Raw genomic sequence first — 17127 nt, 5'->3', positions numbered from 1 at the left:
TCAGGAGCTAATTTGATAACCTTAATCTAGGAAACTAAAAAAACCTGACATGAGGATTATCAACAACTTCGATAATAGCAATGCCATGAATATAATGTACAGAATATGTATATAAGAAAAGGATTCGCTCCCTCTTATTGCGATAATAAAACAATGGAACTGATATTATGGTAATAATGGCATGGTATATCAAATGGAATGGAGCACTGCTGGGCAAAAGCAAGAAATTCTTTATGATCGACGGAGAAAAATACTTCGCTCCGGAAACATTGAATCTGGAATACTTCACAGACAATGGGAATCAAACATCTTCTCCCAAGGGAAAAATCAATTACTATGATATAATTGTCAATGGTAAAGTGAATAAAGATGCGGCTTGGTATTACTCTGAGCCAACGGAAGAGGCGATCAAGGCCATCAGTTCAGATTTTACAAATTATGTTGCTTTTGGAAAAGATGTGGATCTATCGATATATCCCTAATCTATCCAGTTTCTAATTATTTTTATGAAAATAAATGCTTAGTGAATTGGGGAAAGGAGATACGGTATAAAAGTAATTCCTTTTTATAAGGAGTGGGGCACATGAAATTGCTACTATTCGATGTAGAATATTTTTGGTTTGACACTCATTGCAAGACAATTGAAAGTGTGGAAAATGTCGAAATCGAAGAAAGGATAGAGAATACTGCTGTTGTTTTCATTCATGCCGAATCAGAAGATGAAGAGAGAAAAAGCAAGATTGTCAAAAGTGCAGTGGGCAACATCAAATGGTATCTGAATAAAGTAAATAAGAATCACATTGTATTGCATTCATTTGCTCACTTGTCTTCAAGTAAATCCGCGCCGGAATTTGCAATGGAAGTCATCGTATCTATTGAAGAAAAACTGAAAGGCAAAGGAATAAATGTGTATACAGTGCCCTTTGGATATCTTTACCAATTCTCCATTCATGTTAAAGGTGAATCTCTTGCAAAGGTTTTCAAAGAGATTTGAAAATGCCAGGCCATTACTACATCCATTTAAAATATATAAAAATCAATGGGATGATTATGACTAGTCCGTTCCACGGAAAAAGTGAGGTTGCCATATGCATCGTTTTCAGGAAGAAATAAGTTCATGTATTGATTGTAAGAAATGCTGGGATGTATGCCCTGCTAACATGGTTACTGAAGGTAACCGGTTCACTCCACAGGGAAAGATCGAATCACTTGCAAAGATAGTAGCAGGCGATGAACTCACACAGGATGAGATGGACAATATTTACCTTTCCACACGGTGTGGAGCATGTGATGATGTATGTCCTGTAAGCATACCAATCACCGATATCATCCAATATGAAAGGGAGCTGTTAGCAAAGCAGGGTAGAGAGCCTGCCAAGACCACGGCTATCTCAAAGAACATTATCGAACGTAATAGTCCCGGAGGTATGGATCTGTCAACAAGGTTTGACTGGGTCACTGATGATCTGGAAATCGCCGAAAGCTCTGATATAGCCTATATGACAGGCTGCTGGATAGCACACAGCCAGCCGGACATCGCCAGGTCGACTATTCGTCTGCTCAACCATGCCGGCATCAAGCCAATGCTTCTGAAGGAGGAGAAATGTTGCGGGCTTTTCCTTATTGATAACGGTCATCTTGAAGAGGCAGCAGTACATGCAAAAAGTTTCGTAGACTATATTGAATCTCTGGGAGTGAAGAAGGTTATAGCTTCATGCCCTGGCTGCTACCTTGTCCTGGGTCGTGAGTATCCTGAACTCTATAGAGAATTGAACTTTGAGGTAGAGCATTCTCTCAACCTGTTCAGGGATCTGATAAATGATAGTACACTCAAACCAAACAAACTCAATTATACTGTTGCGGTAAGGGATGCCTGTCCTCTGAAGCAATCAAAGGATGTATCAAGGGATATTCTCTCCAGCATGGATGTGAGTATTAAGGAACTCTTTGGCGGCAAACACGTGTGCTGTGGAGGACCTGCTGGTCTTAAGCCCAACTTCCCGGAAATATCATCGGATATAGCCATGTTGTCGGTTAAGGATTATAAAGAGAAGGCCGATATGCTGGTCTCGTATTGTCCCTTCTGCATGCATCATATAGGCGGTGTTTGTAAATCAAAGGATGAAGAGTTGAACATGAAGGACATTTCAGTTTTACTGGCGGAAAGCATATTTGGAGATATCAAGGAGGCAGAATCATGAAGGCAGGATTGATCAGGTGTATGCAAACAGAGGACATATGTCCTGCAACAACGGATTTTAAAGTAATGAAGGAGAAAAAACTTGCATTCGAGGGCGTTGAGGGTGAAATTGAAGTGATAGGTGTTGTTTCATGCGGTGGTTGCCCCGGAAAAAAAGCAGTTCAGAGGGCTGCTGAAATGGTTAAAAGAGGGGCAGATACAATTGTTCTTGCTTCGTGTATCACACGAGGAAATCCTATTGGATTTGCCTGTCCGCATGCTGAACAGATGAAAACAGCAATTGAAAAGAAGATCGGTGATTCAATACAATTAATTGATTATACTCATTAATGACCCTCTGGAAATTCTTGATATCCAAATGGTAACAGAATAATTACTTCAGGAATCGGATCACTCGAAAAACAGTTGGCGTTGATACAAGAACCAGTATTTATTTTTTAGAACTCTTAGTGGGCCCGCGGAGATTCGAACTCCGGACCTCCGCCGTGTGAAGGCGACGTCATGACCAGCTAGACCACGAGCCCATAGGCAAGAGATGTGAATGGATATGCAAGGCTATATAATTATCGCATCAAAACTGATGCAGAGTTAGTTGGACTTTGCCCTTACAAGGGCATATGTGATCAGTGATACCAGTATTGCGCCACTGACGACTGATATTAGGGCAATTTCGTGGGGCAAATAATTGTAGGCTAGAATCGCTATCAGTGTTCCGGCTACAAATGCAACAGGTATCAGAACTGAGTTTTTAACAAGTTCTTTTTGGTTTATATCGAACGTGGTCATGTTTCATCCAGCCCATGTTTTGTAACATTTATTATATATTTAAGATAATATCGGTACTAGTGTATATATAGTTATCTAATTAAATAATTGGGAAGAGGTTGATATCATCATAAACATAGCCTTCTATGAATCTCTTAGGTATTCTTCCTTATATTTGAGTGGCGAGATATGCCAGTGCCAGGTAGCGTACAAACTTTCCTGTAAAAACGTATAGGGAGAATACTCTAAAATCCAGTTTCAAAAGACCGCCCACAGCTGTAATGGCATCACCTATCAGGGGGAGCCAGGTGAACAAAAGGGCATATGAACCATACCTTGTAAACCATCTGTCTGCTTTTTCAAGCTCCTTCTTTGAGATCGAGAGATATTTCTCTATAACTCCGCTACGTCCTTTAAGTCCCAAATAGTACGTTGTACAGGCTCCAAGATAATTGCCCACAGTAGCTAAAAGTACTACTGCATAAAAATTGTGATTTGATTTTATGAGCAGGATCACAAGGGCTTCAGACCCCAGCGGAAGCACAGTTGATGCCAGAAAACTTGTAATAAAAAGACTCAGGTACGTATAGATAGACACAGGGACAATCAACTGCTCAAACATTAGCTTCCCATTGTCATATATGCATTAATAAAGTATTCCTGTTATTTTATCAAGATTGCCCGCATCCTATGAAAAATGCCGAAAAACAGTGTATTTTCAGCCTCCATAAATTAATGCTTTAATAAAGGAAAATTTATTATATATCCCCTGCCGGTATTAGAATGCCTTAATCAGCCCCAGGGCAAAAAACAAATGGTACGCACTATGAGCGAAAAATACAGGTCCAAAGTACTCGTTGTCGACGACGATATCCTTAATGTCAGGTTAATTGAATCCCAGCTCATGACAGAGTACGATATAGAGACTGCTCATAGCGGGGAAGAAGCTCTTGCTATCCTCGATTCTGAAAAACCAGATATTGTCATCCTTGATGTTATGATGCCGGGCATGAGCGGATACGATGTTTGCAGAATAATGAAATCATCCAAAGAAACATGCTTTATACCAGTCATAATAGTCACTGCTCTTTCTTCCAGAGATGACCGCATAGAAGGCATTCAGGCTGGAGCTGATGAGTTCCTCACAAAACCTTTTGACCGGTTTGAGGTTCTAACCCGCGTCAGGACTCTTTTGAAAAGCAAACAACTGCATGATGAACTAGTCTCAGAAGCTGACCGGACAAGAAAATATCTTGATATCGCCGGATGCATGATAGTGGCACTTGATTCGAATCTGACTGTCACCCTTACCAATGCAAAATGCAATGAGGTACTTGGCTATGCCGAAGGGGAACTTATTGGATCAAGTTGGTTAGAAATGGTTGTGCCTTCAGAGGATAAAGAAAGGAATGAATCTTTTTTCAAAACGATCCTTGAGGGTAGTCTCAGGCCGGTTGAAAGTTTTGAAAGAAATGTAGTGACAAAAGCAGGGCACAAAAGACTCATTTCGTGGCGCAATTCATACACGGAGGATTCCGCTGGTAAGGTAACAATGCTCCTAAGCTCCGGCTCGGACATCACTGAAAAAAGGGATGCCGAACAAAAGATTAAGGTTTCCGAGGAAAAATTCCGGGCAATTTTTGAGAACGCCGTCGATTCCATCATGATACTTGATATGGCTTTCAATATACTGGAAGTTAATCCTTCGTTATGCGATCTGCTATTGTACCGTAAAGATGAGATGCTGCAATTACCTAAATTCGATATTATTGCACCTGAATATTGGAGCAAGTGCAAGGAACACCTTGCCTCTGCCCTGAAGAAAGGACATATTGTATTTGAAACGGAGTATCTGAGAAAAGATGGCTCCAGGGTTCCTGTTGAAATAAGCGTCAAGGTCATAGAATACGAAGGTAAGCCTGCAATTCTTAGCAATGGGCGCGACATAACTGAAAGGAAACGAGCTGAAACAACTCTTCAGGAAAGCGAAGAAAAGTTCCGCATGCTGGCAGAAAATGCCAACGATGTTATCTGGACCATGAATAAAGAAGGTAACTTCCTTTATGTCAGCCCATCTGTAATTAAATTGAGAGGTTATACTCCGGAGGAAGTAATGGACCAGAGTTTTCCGGAAATGTTCCCCCAGGACAGTATTCTGAAAATCCGGTCTTGTATGGATGCTTTTTTTGCAGATATCCAATATGCAAGGATGACCAGCCATACAGAAATCATGGAGCTGGAACAATTCCACAAGGAAGGTTACACAGTCTGGACTGAAGCACTAGCAACTCCCTTATTTGATGAGGATGGGAATTTCAAATTCTTCATGGGCGTTACTCGCGATATAAGTGAGCGTAAAAAATCTCAGGAAACTATCCAGAAATATGTTCAGGACCTGGGAAAGGCAAATGATTCACTGCATTCTCTGGACAGGATGAAGGACGAATTTATCTCAAATCTTAGCCATGAACTAAAAACACCTCTTATATCTATTAAGGGTTACAGTGAACTTGTGCATGATGAGGTACTGGGACCTTTGAACGAAAAACAGAAAAATGCCATGCAAATAGTTCTCGACAAGTATGATCATCTGAGTTTTCTGCTTGATTCTCTTATCTACATAAGCATTACAAGATCTGGCAAGGCCAATTACAGGTTTGATCCACTTCGGATAGAAGATGCTCTGAAGAAAGTGATGGACTATTTCACTTTTAAAGTAACAGACAAAAATATAAAGATGGTCCGTAATTTTGGAAGCGACCTGCCGCTTATCAATGGTGATGTGGAGTACATTCCTTATATTTTCAGATCACTTGTAGACAACGCTATAAAGTTCAGCAAGAGCGGGGGCATCATCGAGATTTCAGCTTATCGGGATAATGATCATGTGCATGTGGTGGTAAAAGATAATGGCATAGGTATCCCCCAGGCTGAATTTTCCAATATCTTCACTCCCTTTTATCAGGTGGACAGTTCCCTGACACGAAGACACGGTGGCAGCGGCTTAGGGCTGCATGTAAGTAAGACAATCACTGAAATCCACAACGGAAATATATGGGTAGAGAGTGAGGAGGGAACAGGGACCGCAGTGCATGTGATCTTTCCCTCTTACTCTCTTCCCTGCACAGGGACTAAACATAATCTCTCCGGATTACGTCATTAAGGGATTGCCCGTGGGTAACGTGCCTCTACAGTGTATGTTATAGATTCCTCTCCGTTTGCCGGCACTCTAACATCGAACTCTGCAGTGAACGCATCAACTACTGTGTACTCGTGCGAGGAATTGGTAATCTCCCAGTCGCCGTATATATTCTCCACAACAGTGACATTCACATCCTCTGATTTCTGGTTTGTCAGGTTTATGCTATAACTGCGCCTTTCAGCGGTCTCGCCCAGGCTCTGATAGTCTGTCTGAGTTTTTTCTCCTGTAATATCAAAAGCATATCCTACAAAGATACGTATTTCTTCACCTATGGCGGTATGATCTATCGTATCCTCTCCAACAAACTGCAGCGTTCCATCAGGGTCTTCTGCATATGCCCTGACAATACCCTGTGGCAACGGCATTCCGAGACCGTTGTCTTCAGTGTTCTCAGTGTTCATCACAACTTTTACCCTGTCACCTGTAGCACTCTCAAATATGTACTCCCTCTCTACAGGTACGGAGTCTTCAGACAGCAGTGATATCTGTTTTATTTCTCCATCCATTAAACTGGTGGTCCTGTTCAGGGTGTAGATATGATAGTCGAACAACTCTCCCTCTATGAACTGTTCGGCTGGCTGGTCAACAGCCGCATCATCAGTTGCGATTTCCGGAGACGGTAGCTGTCCGGAGACTCTGCGCACATCCCCTGCCACAAGCTTCAAGCTTGCATTATTAAAACTGGCACCTGCCTGATTATCTATGGTGGCCCATCCATTGATGCTGGCCTGAGTTTCATTGTCATCCATCATAACAATATAATCTGCCTTCCAGCTCAGCCCTTCTGTCAGGTATGAGGTTGAGACAACTCTTGGCCCTGCTTCTGGTGAATATATCCTCCATGTAAGTGCAGGTCCCATCAGGTCATCATTGGTATCCTGGAATTCTATCCTTGCGATGTTTACGATTGCAATGATATTCCCTGATGTGTTCAGGATAATGCTATCGTTCTCATGGCTTAGCAGTATCCCTGTGTAGGAGCTACCTTCTTCATCGATGACTGTTATCTCCTCCCCAATATGCCTTTCCAGTATCCTGTCCATACTTGCAGCGTCCCGCATGTACTGCTGCTCGATAATATAAGTTCCGGGATATTGGGTATCTTCAAAGATAACAGTACTTGGATCTATGCGGGAAGTAATGTCAGTGACCTCAACCAGATTCTCTCCTTCCTGAAGGTCGAGCTCCCTGGTTTCCCTGACAAGTGCAATGTCCTGTGAGTATATTGTGAGTTCGGTACCATTGCTCATGTTCTGTGCAGAAGCAGCGCCTATCAAGTGATCATCTGCTGATATTCCATGTACAGGCAGCAAAGAAAGGGCTGCAAGAAAAACAATGAACATTAATGTGTAAGTAACTAATTTATTCACTCCCATAAATAAAAGTGCGGCCTGCAAGTATAAAGCCTATTCCTTTAGCTCCTGAACTCTTTACCTTAAATGACCTCCTCCTCTTTCGATCCAGAGAAAACAGTTTATAAGTTGGTTAACTACATTCAATGATGTCTGTTGAAGAGATGATCTCCCGCCTCCGGGGAATGTACCCCGGTGGGTATTTTCACGTAAACAGGGATCCTTACTATATGCTCATATCCACAGTGCTGTCCCAGCGCACTCGTGATGAGGTGACCATTCCTGCAACCCGGAGACTTTTTGAAGTATTTGATGGCCCTCTGAAAATGGCATCGGCTGATATTGATGAAATACAGGCACTTATAATGGATGTGGGTTTCTACAGGGTGAAGGCACAGAGGATCATTGATATATCCCGGATTCTTTTGAAGAACTATGGAGGCATCGTCCCCGACAGCATGGACGAGCTGCTCAAACTACCCGGAGTTGGCAGAAAAACTGCTAATTGCGTGCTTGGTTATGCTTTTGAAAAAGATGTAATTGCTGTGGATACTCATGTACACAGGATATCTAATCGTTTTGGACTGGTGAAAACATCATCAGCGGCTGAGACTGAAAAGGAACTCGAAAAGGTTGTATCAAGGCAGGACTGGAAAGACATCAACGGCCTGATGGTCCTTTTTGGGCAGAATGTATGCCGTCCGATATCTCCCAGATGTGGGGAGTGCGGGCTTAACGATATCTGCACCCGGATATTGTAAAGAATAGTTCGTATTTTTAGTCCGTTAGCATCCTCCTTTTAAAAAGGTATTTATCATAATACTAGATATAGCACGCATAACACGCCCTGTGCCGCAACTACCAAACAGGAATTGACATTGCACAGGGAATGATAAATTTACATTAATCTATGTAGGTGAATTGATGTTTTTAATCGGAGAAGCTCTAATTGGCGAGGCACCAGAACTCGCGCACGTTGACCTTTTAATCGGGAACAAGAATGGTCCTGTAGGTCAGGCATTTGCAAACGGTCTAGCACAACTGTCAGTAGGACACACTCCTCTGCTTTCGGTGATACGCCCGAACCTTCCTACAAAACCTGCTACACTGATAGTTCCGAAGGTTACTGTAAAGAATATGGATCAAGCAGCCCAGATATTTGGTCCTGCGCAGGCTGCAGTTGCAAAGGCAGTTGCTGACGCTCTTGAAGAAGGTGTGTTCGGTGACATGGATATCGAAGATCTCGTTGTCATTGCAAGCGTTTTCATCCACCCTGAGGCCAAAGATTACAACAGGATCTTCAGGTACAATTACGGGGCAACTAAACTGGCAGTCAAACGTGCCCTGGAAGGGTTCCCGGACGTTGACACAGTACTTAAAGAGAAGGACAGAATGGGACATGCAGTAATGGGATTCAAGGTCTCCAGGCTCTGGAATCCTCCTTACCTGCAGGTTGCGCTGGATAACCCTAACATTGAGGCTATACTCAGTATAGTGAGCCAGCTTCCAAAGAGCGACCACGTTATCCTTGAAGCAGGCACACCTCTCATCAAGCGTTACGGTGTTGACGTCATCTCCAGGCTCAGAGAGGTTCGTCCTGACGCATTCATAGTTGCTGACCTCAAGACCCTTGATACCGGTAACCTGGAAGCCCGCATGGTTGCAGATGCAACCGCAGATGCTATCGTAGTCTCAGCACTGGCACCTGTGGCAACTCTCAACAAAGCCATTGAGGAAGCTCACAAGACCGGAATATATGCTGTCATGGATACTCTGAACTGCCCGGACCCTGTAGCAATACTCAAGCAGCTCAAAGAACTGCCTGATGTTGTGGAACTGCACCGTGCTATCGATGTTGAGGAAACTGCTCATGCATGGGGCAATATCCAGGACATAAAGGCTCTCTCACCAAAGATCCTTGTGGCGGTTGCTGGCGGTATCCGTATTGACACAATGCCTGATGCACTTAAGGCAGGCGCTGATGTCCTTGTAGTAGGCAGGGCAATCACCAATGCCAAAGATGTAAGGCAGGTTGCCGAGAAGTTCATTGAAGGCCTTAACAACCCTGAAATAGACCAGTTCAGGGTAATGACTGACTTCTAAACATATATTTTGTGCGTGTGTTCAGCAAATAGACACACGCTTTTTTCTATTTTGAGGTATTATCTCTCACCGGAGAGATCATATGAGTTCCACACTGATAGTTTTGAACCTGAAGACATACATTGAAGGCACAGGCGAAGGCGCCGTAAAGATAGCGCAGGCATGCAGGCAAGTTGCTGAAGATTCCGGCATAGATATTGCGATGGCACCCCAGTTCTGTGATATTTATCGTGTATCCTCACAGGTGGATATCCCTGTTTATGCGCAGCATCTGGACAGCGTAGGCGCAGGGGGTTTTACAGGACATGCTTTCGCTCAGTGCATAAAGGATGCAGGGGCAGTCGGGACTCTCATTAACCACTCCGAATACTGCCTGACACTGGCAAACATTGATGCATCTATAAACAAGGCAAAAGAAACAGGTCTTACGACTATCGTCTGTACCAATAATATCACAACTTCTGCCGCTGCCGCTGCTCTGGGCCCTGATTACGTGGCAGTGGAGCCGCCGGAACTTATAGGCAGTGGAATACCCGTATCAAAAGCAGACCCGCGGGTTGTTACAGGTTCCGTGGAGGCTGTCACAAGAGTAAACCCTGCAGTTAAAGTTCTGTGTGGGGCAGGCATATCAAAAGGAGAGGATCTCCTGGCGGCCCTCGAGCTTGGCTCCGTAGGTGTCCTGCTGGCCTCGGGCATTGTTAAAGCTAAGGATCCTAAGGTTGCGCTTGAAGATCTTGTAAGCAGGATCTGATAACTATCTTAGTCCGCTTTAAGGAAGGCTCAGCCATGCTATAAACAGTAGTATGGTTGTAGCCACCATTCTCACAGGTATGGACAGATCTATACCGAATTGTTCCTTTGCCATCCTGGATATGCCGATTGGCGGGGGAGCTATCAGGAGTGCTGCAAGGAACAGAGATGCTCCGGTGACGTAATTCTTCTCTACTAACATCAGGTAAAGCCCCTGGATTCCCAGGTACATTCCGAAAAGGGCTGTAAAGAATATACCTATCTTAAGGAACCTTATATATTGTTGTGGAGTTGCGGGTGCTCTGTTCAAATTATCACAGAATTAGTGTAAGCATAGGTACCTGATAATGTTTGTCCCAGCACTATGTATATAATTGTGCTAACCAGGTTCAAATGATGTTAAAGTGTAGGTGACAGAGTTATCCTCTGAGTTTACAACCTATGCCTGTGAGCAGTGCTGCTATCTCATTATTGACCACTGTGGCGTTGGCATCTCCTATTATACCTACACGATAGGTCACGCTTGATCCGGTATCACTCTTAGCACATGTATATATATCTATTAACCGGACTGAGATGACATTCATATTATTGCTAATGATGCTGCGTATGACCTCCGGGTCAGCATTCTTTGGAATGATGACGGATATATCCCTTGAATGCCCCCTGAGGTTCTCTGTTTTCCATTTCCTGAGCTCTTCCGGGGATAAGAGGCGGATGTTTTCCAGCTTCATTGAAACGAGCTTGCTACCTGTGGAAAGTACAACACTCCGAGGTGTGACTTTTTTTACTATGCCTACATGCACAACATCTGAATAGATGTGCCTGAGCCCCTTCTCCATACCTATTGAGTTCACAAGTTCGTCAAGCTCGGCTATCTTGGAATTTATGAGCTTATCAGAGCGACGCAGTGCTGCGGCGGTGTCTCCGAAATGGGCTGAAGCATCTTTCATTCTGGAGATGAAGCTCTCCACATCATTCTCCCGCACGATTGCTGACATCTCCCTGCATTCCTGCATGAACGCCTCATGCACTTTCAACACTTCAGGGTTCTCCATCTGGATGAAGGCGTACAGGTAAGGATTCTGGCCCAGTATCCTGCCAACGAAATCCACCATGATATCATACACAGGACTCATAAATCTCCTGGACTGTGCGACGCTAAAGTCCAGTCTGTTGAATGTGGTGCCTATGGTTATGTAAGCAAAGTGTGTAAGCCCCTGGACAACAGATACAAAACGGTCATGCTCCTGTGCGCTGATGATCTCTATGTGAGCCCCGTTATCTTCCAGCAGGGCCCTGATCACAGGGAACCACTTCTGGCATCTTCCCTCAATAGGCGTTAGTATGAATATCTGTCCGTGAAGGCTGGGTATGGAAGGACCGAACATTGGATGTGTTCCCAGTATCTCCACATCCGCAGGTGCGTACTCTTTCATGACTTCCGTAGGTTTGACCTTGAGTGATGTCAGGTCCATCAGGAGACTGCCACTTTTCATCTTCGGTGCAGTTTCCCGGATAACCTGCCCGGTGATGTCAATGGGAACTGTAACTATGACGATATCGCTCTCCGATATTGCCATGTCAATGTCCGGGGCAAAATTAACCCCCATCTTCTGGGCTATCTCTACCTTCCCTCCGCTGCCCCAGACCATTACATCATAACCGTTATTTTTGAAGAAACGGGTGAACCACTGTCCCATTTCCCCGGTGCCGCCAATGATGAGTACCTTCAAGTCTGTAACTCCTCCAGGACTGCTCTCTTCATGATATCAACAGGAGGTTCAACACCTGTCCATATCCTGAAAGCTTCAGCTCCCTGATAAACAAGCATCATGATACCGTTGACAGGTTTGGCGCCGGCAAGCTTTGCTTCTTTGAGCAGGCGGGTTTCCAGGGGATTGTAAACAATATCAAAAACAGTGAGGTCCGGGTGCATATCCTCTGAGGTCACGATGGTCCTCTCAGTATCAGGATGCATCCCCAGGACCGTGCAGTTCACCAGGATATCACTTTCTCCGATAAGTGCCCGAAGGTTCTCAAAGCCACAGCCTCTGACCTTTCCGACAGCTGAGACATCAGCCGCCAGCTCGAGTGCCCTTTCCGGCGTCCTGTTGGCTATGGTAACACTGGCACCATCTCTGGCAAACTGGAAGGCGATAGCACGGGCCGCACCACCTGCACCAGCGATAAGTACTTCCGAGCCCCGGATATCCACATCTTCCTCTTCAAGTGCTCGTTTAGCACCTAAACCATCAGTATTGTAACCTTTCATGCCTTCCTTGAAGTCAATCGTATTCACAGCTCCGATAGCCGCAGCCAGCGGGTCAGCATCTACTATGCTCAGGGCTTCCTGCTTCAGGGGTACGGTAAGGTTGACACCTCCAAATCCCATAGCCTTTGCACCTGCAAGTGCATCTTTCAGTTCCTCTTTTCCTACTTTGAAGGCATGGTACGTATAATCCATGCCAAGGGCCTCAAATGCTGCATTGTGCATTACAGGCGATAGCGAATGACCCACAGGGTCTCCGAAAACAGCGAACACGGTTCTCAAAAGAGTATCACCAGGGCTGACTTGAGTTGATGGATCGGTATCTGTCCGGGTGCCACTGCTTTGCCGATGGAGCCGTATGTAAGCACTGAACCATAGCAGGGTGCAACTATCCTTGTATGCCTGCCGTTATCTCCCATTGCTATTGTGCAGACCGTCCCGCCTGCATCCAGGGTAACCTGCAGCAGATTAAGCGTATCCTGCATGGATGCAGGTGTGACCGCCAGTTTTGCGATGTCTGCGCCGGCTTTAAAAGAGCGGTCAATGATTTCCCTCATCTCTGCCGGGGAAGGCGTGGATTTAAAATCATGTGAGGAAACGATAACCATCTTTCCGGCATCTTTTGCCTTTCTTATGAGTGAGTCTCTCAGGCCCGCATCCGCGGCAAGTTCTATATCGACTGCATCAGCCTTGAGGAGAGCCTGATCCAGTAATTCTATTCTTGCCTCGTCACTTCCTGTCCATTTGCCACCATCGGTTTGTAACCTATTGGTTGCAATACACGGAAGGCCTGTGGTAGATTTGATCTTCTCAATGGCCTTCTTCATTTCATCCGGGTTGCTGAACTCCAGCATATCAAGGCGAAGCTCCAGCAGGTCTGCACCCAGCCATTTAGCGGCCTTGGCACTTTCCACTGGTTCTTCAGAAATAACTGCTACAATTCCAGGTTTCTTTCCAAGGTCAAAATTGCCTATATGCACCATTGCCACACCTGCTACTATGCCTGATTATTTTTCAATGATCGTTTCTTCGATCTTCATCCCGAAGTGGCGTCCGATGTCCTCTGAGTGCACGAGTATCTCATCACCCACTTTGAGGTCTGTTACAGATACAGGTTTTTTATCTTTGGTCACAAGTTTTATTGTTTCAGCATTCTGCAATATGTTCTTGACTATCTTGCCGTCGATGTCTGCTTCCACAAGTACCAGAGGCCTTCTCTCTATCTTGACCCTGCCTACAACGCCTGTCCTCTGCCCGCCATTGGCATCCACGATAGTGACCTCATCACCGGCTTTCAGCTCGGAGAGGTAGCGGGTTTTCTCACCCACTTTTACGTAAGCATGTACAGCACCGGCATTGACCCTGAACGGACGGGATGCCACATAGGGACTTTCTTCGGATTCCGAGTGCACCAGGAACATACCATTTGATTGCGAACCCACAAGCATGCCTTCGCCCCTGACCATGAGGTTACAGGTATCCACGCAGACCCGGTCTCCCATGCCTATAGGGTCGACCCTTGTGACTATGGCAGTCTTAAGCTCAATGTCTTTTACACCTGCACTTTCTGCAAGGGTAGCAGTCTTTTTTATCTGGTTGAGGTCTTTGGTGTCCAGAAGCACTCCGTCGGAACCGTGCTCCATTGTCTCAAAGGCAAGCTTTGCCTGCTCGGAATTCTTCACACCGGATATCAGTTTCACATTCTTTTTCTGCAGCCCTGCTATAAGGTTCTCCAGTGGGATGACCTGCCAGTCTGTTCCCACAGTGATGAGGTAATCACAGACATTGCCCAATTCTGCGGCAAAGTTCTCATATTCCTTGTTGCGGATGATTACGTATCCGGCGACTTTGACACCTTTTTCCTTTAGTCGGATGGCCGTTGTCACGTCAAGAGAACCTCCGTAGTCCGGTGGAAGCGGCTTTGTGCCATCCCCTTCGCCCCCTTTCCCTACAACAATGACATCCGCCTCTGACTTGTTATCATAGGCAAAGGCAGCAACTTTCACATTTCCCAGTTCTTTGACCTTGCTGACATCCGCACCATTGACAAGAATACAATCTGCACCAGATTCAATACCTGTTGTGATCACAATCTTCCTGTCGTCCCAGTTTCCTTCATCGGCCTTTATCCAAATCATCTTATCCTTCATATGAGCACTTCCAGATGTACTGGCTTTATCTCTCTTACTTGAGCATTTCCAGCGCTTCTTCTACACTCCTGTTGAAGTGCACTATCTCTGTTATAGCTTTTGTAATTTTTGTGGGGTTTTCGTGCTGGAACACATTCCTTCCGATAGCAACACCCCGTGCGCCACCCTCCATTGCACCCCTGATCATCTCCAGGAACTCCTGGTCGGTGTTGGTCTTTGGCCCTCCGGCTATGACCACAGGCACAGGACATCCTCTTACAACGTCCCTGAATGTATCGGGGTCTCCTGTGTAAAGGGTCTTGACAACGTCTGCGCCCAGTTCGGCGCCAACTCTTGCTACATGGGCTACAAGCTCGGCATCATGGGGGTTCTCTATATCTTTCCCACGTGGGTACATCATGGCCAGTAGGGGCATTCCCCAGTAAGTGCACTGCTCGGATACTTCCCCAAGCTGCCTGAGCTGGTCGGATTCAGTTTCCGAACCTACGTTTATGTGGATGGATACGGCGTCAGCACCCATTTTTACCACTTCTTCCACCGAGCATACCTGCACCTTGTCGTTTGGATCAGGTCCAAGGGCAGTTGACGCACTGATGTGTACTATCAGTCCCACATCGTGCCCGTATCCCCTGTGGCCGTGTATGATAATTCCCTTTTGCATCAGTACTGCATCCGCCCCTCCTTCAGCAACCTTGTTTATTGATTCAGGGACATCTATAAGTCCCTTGATAGGCCCGTTAGATATGCCGTGGTCCATGGGAATAACGACCATATTTCTGCTTTCTCTATGCATTATTCTTTCAATGCGAATTTTCTTTCCGATTCCTGTCATCGTCTTATGCCTTCCGTTTATTTATGAATTGTACGCAGGGCATATTATGCCCGTGCTAGTGTGTGACATAGTAGCACGGTGAACTATTTAAATGTTTTCCGCAGTATAAGCGAAGACTCTCAGTAACTATCTATCAGTTATCTTTTTGAAAATCGGAGATTTTTATCCCTTCGCCAGTGACCTCATATCGTATGAGGCGCTTTTCATGGTCTGTGCCATGGCTCTTTAAAATATAGAATGATTTTGTTATCTTTTCCCTGTCTTCCGTATGCCTGAGAAACAGAAGATTGTCAACAATTGGTGAAATCGGGATTGGTGGAGCAAGTGGCTCGTTCCATGTTGACTGATTGCTGCTGATGAACATGGAAGTCACTTCCTTGTTCTTAAAAAGCCGGATCAGATTTGAGATATGCTCCCTTTTCTCGGTGCTATCATTAAAAACGTAGTCAAAGCCCGAGATGTCGTCAAGGAGTATTCTCTTTGAACCTGTTTCATTAATGGCTTCCTTGAGCTGCATTGCTTGCTTGCACGCATTGATTCCTGAAGGGGAATTATGCAGTATCCGTATCAACCCTCGTTCCTCCAGGCCTTTAAGATCCATTCCGGCGTTTGCCGCATAATGCCTCAGTTCATGTGGTGTTTCCTCGAAACTGCTTATTATGCCCGGCTCCCCCTTCATGGCACCATGTACAATGAACTGTAGTCCGAATAAAGTCTTACCGGTGCCTGTATTGCCTGCCAGGAGCGTGGATGATCCTTTGAAAAGCCCTCCTCCGAGAAACTCATCTAACCGGGCTATTCCAAATCCAGTCCTTTCCGAGCTATTATAATTCTCAGCTACAAGGTACTCCATTCGTGGATAAACATTCGCCCCGGAGCCGGTTATTTCAAAAGAGTGCTCTCCATCAAGGTAGTGTATACTGTTGAATTTGATCACCTTGAGACGACGGTCATTGTGCACCCGCCCTATCTTCTGGGTCAGGTATATCACACCATCAGCGATATCACTGATGACCGACCTGCAAACATCGCTTGTTGCCATTGTCCCTGTCATGTATACAATAGCATTCCACTCGCCTATGGCGGTGTTGAGTGAATACATGAACCTTCTTCTTTCAGCTTCAGCGAAACCAAAACCTATCGGAGTGACCGGGTCTATCATCACTCTGTCGGGCTTCATATTTGCAACGGTGTTCCCAAGGTCGACCAGCATGGTGAGAGGATCCCGTTCTACCGAGCTTATGCTGTAGATGCGGATATTCAGTGAATCATCATAGAAATCATATCCTGATAATGCTTCTCTTACGGATTTTTCTGATTTTGAGGTTGGGCACACATATAATACCTTTTCTCCTCTTGCGGCGGCATAGCAAAGGCTCTGTATTCCCAATGTGGTTCTTCCGGTGCCAGGGTTTCCGGCGAGAAGTACAGTTGAAGGACGGGGAATTCCTCCTCCCAATATCTCATCCAGGCCGGGAATACCTGTGGTTCTTACTTCCAA

The 17127-nt window shown here is 45.2% G+C and carries 18 protein-coding genes and 1 tRNA gene; 8 read left to right on the top strand and 11 right to left on the bottom strand.

Annotation, left to right across the window (positions count from 1 at the left end):
- Nucleotides 1–167: 167 nt before the first annotated feature.
- The 4 genes from QZZ22_RS01950 to QZZ22_RS01935 all read left to right on the top strand — a co-directional run bounded on the left by QZZ22_RS01950 (nucleotide 168) and on the right by QZZ22_RS01935 (nucleotide 2530).
- Nucleotides 168–482: a DUF427 domain-containing protein gene (locus QZZ22_RS01950; RefSeq protein WP_292462092.1), complete on the top strand. Its 315-nt coding sequence runs from the start codon at nucleotides 168–170 to the stop codon at nucleotides 480–482.
- Nucleotides 483–583: 101 nt separating this feature from the next.
- Nucleotides 584–994 (top strand): threonyl-tRNA synthetase editing domain-containing protein, encoded by a 411-nt coding sequence (locus QZZ22_RS01945; protein WP_292462090.1) that lies wholly within the window; start codon nucleotides 584–586, stop codon nucleotides 992–994.
- 94 nt (nucleotides 995–1088) lie between these two features.
- On the top strand, nucleotides 1089–2201 hold the full coding sequence (locus QZZ22_RS01940; protein WP_292462087.1) for a (Fe-S)-binding protein: 1113 nt from the start codon (nucleotides 1089–1091) through the stop codon (nucleotides 2199–2201).
- The gene (locus tag QZZ22_RS01935) at nucleotides 2198–2530 is read left to right on the top strand and encodes a CGGC domain-containing protein (RefSeq protein ID WP_292462085.1); all 333 of its coding nucleotides are present in this window, start codon (nucleotides 2198–2200) and stop codon (nucleotides 2528–2530) included. Before QZZ22_RS01940 ends, QZZ22_RS01935 begins: the two co-directional genes overlap by 4 nt.
- Nucleotides 2531–2650: 120 nt before the next feature.
- On the opposite strand, the gene QZZ22_RS01930 is transcribed toward QZZ22_RS01935, so the two are convergent.
- The 3 genes from QZZ22_RS01930 to QZZ22_RS01920 all read right to left on the bottom strand — a co-directional run bounded on the left by QZZ22_RS01930 (nucleotide 2651) and on the right by QZZ22_RS01920 (nucleotide 3587).
- Nucleotides 2651–2724: transfer RNA gene (locus tag QZZ22_RS01930), tRNA-Val, on the bottom strand.
- A 64-nt stretch (nucleotides 2725–2788) separates the two neighbouring features.
- Nucleotides 2789–2986, bottom strand: coding sequence for a hypothetical protein (locus QZZ22_RS01925; protein ID WP_292462084.1), 198 nt, complete (start codon nucleotides 2984–2986; stop codon nucleotides 2789–2791).
- A gap of 148 nt (nucleotides 2987–3134) precedes the next feature.
- A complete protein-coding gene (locus QZZ22_RS01920) occupies nucleotides 3135–3587 on the bottom strand; it encodes a YqaA family protein (RefSeq protein WP_292462082.1) in 453 nt (150 codons plus the stop codon).
- Nucleotides 3588–3791: 204 nt separating this feature from the next.
- Here QZZ22_RS01920 and QZZ22_RS01915 point away from each other — a divergent pair, with 204 nt between their 5' ends.
- Nucleotides 3792–6128 carry a PAS domain S-box protein gene (locus tag QZZ22_RS01915; RefSeq protein ID WP_292462080.1) on the top strand — a complete coding sequence of 779 codons (2337 nt, stop codon included), beginning with the start codon at nucleotides 3792–3794 and terminating at the stop codon, nucleotides 6126–6128.
- On the opposite strand, the gene QZZ22_RS01910 is transcribed toward QZZ22_RS01915, so the two are convergent.
- Nucleotides 6125–7510 carry a DUF4139 domain-containing protein gene (locus QZZ22_RS01910; protein WP_292462079.1) on the bottom strand — a complete coding sequence of 462 codons (1386 nt, stop codon included), beginning with the start codon at nucleotides 7508–7510 and terminating at the stop codon, nucleotides 6125–6127. The genes QZZ22_RS01915 and QZZ22_RS01910 overlap by 4 nt on opposite strands.
- Nucleotides 7511–7668: 158 nt before the next feature.
- Here QZZ22_RS01910 and nth point away from each other — a divergent pair, with 158 nt between their 5' ends.
- From nth to tpiA, 3 genes are all read left to right on the top strand, one after another.
- Nucleotides 7669–8280 (top strand): endonuclease III, encoded by a 612-nt coding sequence (gene nth / locus QZZ22_RS01905; protein WP_292462203.1) that lies wholly within the window; start codon nucleotides 7669–7671, stop codon nucleotides 8278–8280.
- Nucleotides 8281–8443: 163 nt separating this feature from the next.
- Nucleotides 8444–9622, top strand: a complete 1179-nt coding sequence (locus QZZ22_RS01900) for a bifunctional 5,6,7,8-tetrahydromethanopterin hydro-lyase/3-hexulose-6-phosphate synthase (protein WP_292462077.1) — start codon at nucleotides 8444–8446, stop codon at nucleotides 9620–9622.
- Between the two features lie 82 nt (nucleotides 9623–9704).
- Nucleotides 9705–10373, top strand: coding sequence for a triose-phosphate isomerase (tpiA, locus tag QZZ22_RS01895; RefSeq protein WP_292462075.1), 669 nt, complete (start codon nucleotides 9705–9707; stop codon nucleotides 10371–10373).
- A gap of 18 nt (nucleotides 10374–10391) precedes the next feature.
- On the opposite strand, the gene QZZ22_RS01890 is transcribed toward tpiA, so the two are convergent.
- The 7 genes from QZZ22_RS01890 to QZZ22_RS01860 form a co-directional block, all read right to left on the bottom strand.
- Entirely contained in the window at nucleotides 10392–10682 is a 291-nt protein-coding gene (locus tag QZZ22_RS01890; RefSeq protein ID WP_292462072.1) for a hypothetical protein, read from the bottom strand.
- A gap of 109 nt (nucleotides 10683–10791) precedes the next feature.
- A complete protein-coding gene (locus tag QZZ22_RS01885; RefSeq protein WP_292462070.1) occupies nucleotides 10792–12108 on the bottom strand; it encodes a prephenate dehydrogenase in 1317 nt (438 codons plus the stop codon).
- Entirely contained in the window at nucleotides 12105–12926 is an 822-nt protein-coding gene (locus tag QZZ22_RS01880; RefSeq protein WP_292462068.1) for a shikimate dehydrogenase, read from the bottom strand. Before QZZ22_RS01880 ends, QZZ22_RS01885 begins: the two co-directional genes overlap by 4 nt.
- Nucleotides 12923–13627 (bottom strand): type I 3-dehydroquinate dehydratase, encoded by a 705-nt coding sequence (aroD, locus tag QZZ22_RS01875; RefSeq protein ID WP_292462066.1) that lies wholly within the window; start codon nucleotides 13625–13627, stop codon nucleotides 12923–12925. The genes QZZ22_RS01880 and aroD overlap by 4 nt, the downstream gene beginning before the upstream one ends.
- A gap of 24 nt (nucleotides 13628–13651) precedes the next feature.
- A complete protein-coding gene (locus QZZ22_RS01870) occupies nucleotides 13652–14794 on the bottom strand; it encodes a 3-dehydroquinate synthase II (RefSeq protein ID WP_292462064.1) in 1143 nt (380 codons plus the stop codon).
- Between the two features lie 34 nt (nucleotides 14795–14828).
- Nucleotides 14829–15626: a 2-amino-3,7-dideoxy-D-threo-hept-6-ulosonate synthase gene (locus tag QZZ22_RS01865; protein ID WP_292462062.1), complete on the bottom strand. Its 798-nt coding sequence runs from the start codon at nucleotides 15624–15626 to the stop codon at nucleotides 14829–14831.
- A 133-nt stretch (nucleotides 15627–15759) separates the two neighbouring features.
- Nucleotides 15760–17127, bottom strand: a complete 1368-nt coding sequence (locus QZZ22_RS01860; protein ID WP_292462060.1) for an ATPase domain-containing protein — start codon at nucleotides 17125–17127, stop codon at nucleotides 15760–15762.

This window comes from Methanolobus sp., assembly GCF_016278365.1.
Classification (GTDB): domain Archaea; phylum Halobacteriota; class Methanosarcinia; order Methanosarcinales; family Methanosarcinaceae; genus Methanolobus.
This window is presented reverse-complemented; position numbering and strand designations above follow the sequence as displayed.

What these genes read in the sequence shown, in the direction of transcription:
- QZZ22_RS01945 (WP_292462090.1), top strand. Translation starts at nt 584, where the DNA reads ATGAAATTGCTACTATTCGATGTAGAATATTTTTGGTTTGACACTCAT.
- QZZ22_RS01950 (WP_292462092.1), top strand. Translation starts at nt 168, where the DNA reads ATGGTAATAATGGCATGGTATATCAAATGGAATGGAGCACTGCTGGGC.
- aroD (WP_292462066.1), bottom strand. Translation starts at nt 13,627, where the DNA reads ATGGTGCATATAGGCAATTTTGACCTTGGAAAGAAACCTGGAATTGTA.
- QZZ22_RS01915 (WP_292462080.1), top strand. Translation starts at nt 3,792, where the DNA reads ATGAGCGAAAAATACAGGTCCAAAGTACTCGTTGTCGACGACGATATC.
- tpiA (WP_292462075.1), top strand. Translation starts at nt 9,705, where the DNA reads ATGAGTTCCACACTGATAGTTTTGAACCTGAAGACATACATTGAAGGC.
- nth (WP_292462203.1), top strand. Translation starts at nt 7,669, where the DNA reads ATGTCTGTTGAAGAGATGATCTCCCGCCTCCGGGGAATGTACCCCGGT.
- QZZ22_RS01925 (WP_292462084.1), bottom strand. Translation starts at nt 2,986, where the DNA reads ATGACCACGTTCGATATAAACCAAAAAGAACTTGTTAAAAACTCAGTT.
- QZZ22_RS01910 (WP_292462079.1), bottom strand. Translation starts at nt 7,510, where the DNA reads ATGTTCATTGTTTTTCTTGCAGCCCTTTCTTTGCTGCCTGTACATGGA.
- QZZ22_RS01900 (WP_292462077.1), top strand. Translation starts at nt 8,444, where the DNA reads ATGTTTTTAATCGGAGAAGCTCTAATTGGCGAGGCACCAGAACTCGCG.
- QZZ22_RS01935 (WP_292462085.1), top strand. Translation starts at nt 2,198, where the DNA reads ATGAAGGCAGGATTGATCAGGTGTATGCAAACAGAGGACATATGTCCT.
- QZZ22_RS01870 (WP_292462064.1), bottom strand. Translation starts at nt 14,794, where the DNA reads ATGAAGGATAAGATGATTTGGATAAAGGCCGATGAAGGAAACTGGGAC.
- QZZ22_RS01940 (WP_292462087.1), top strand. Translation starts at nt 1,089, where the DNA reads ATGCATCGTTTTCAGGAAGAAATAAGTTCATGTATTGATTGTAAGAAA.
- QZZ22_RS01865 (WP_292462062.1), bottom strand. Translation starts at nt 15,626, where the DNA reads ATGACAGGAATCGGAAAGAAAATTCGCATTGAAAGAATAATGCATAGA.
- QZZ22_RS01920 (WP_292462082.1), bottom strand. Translation starts at nt 3,587, where the DNA reads ATGTTTGAGCAGTTGATTGTCCCTGTGTCTATCTATACGTACCTGAGT.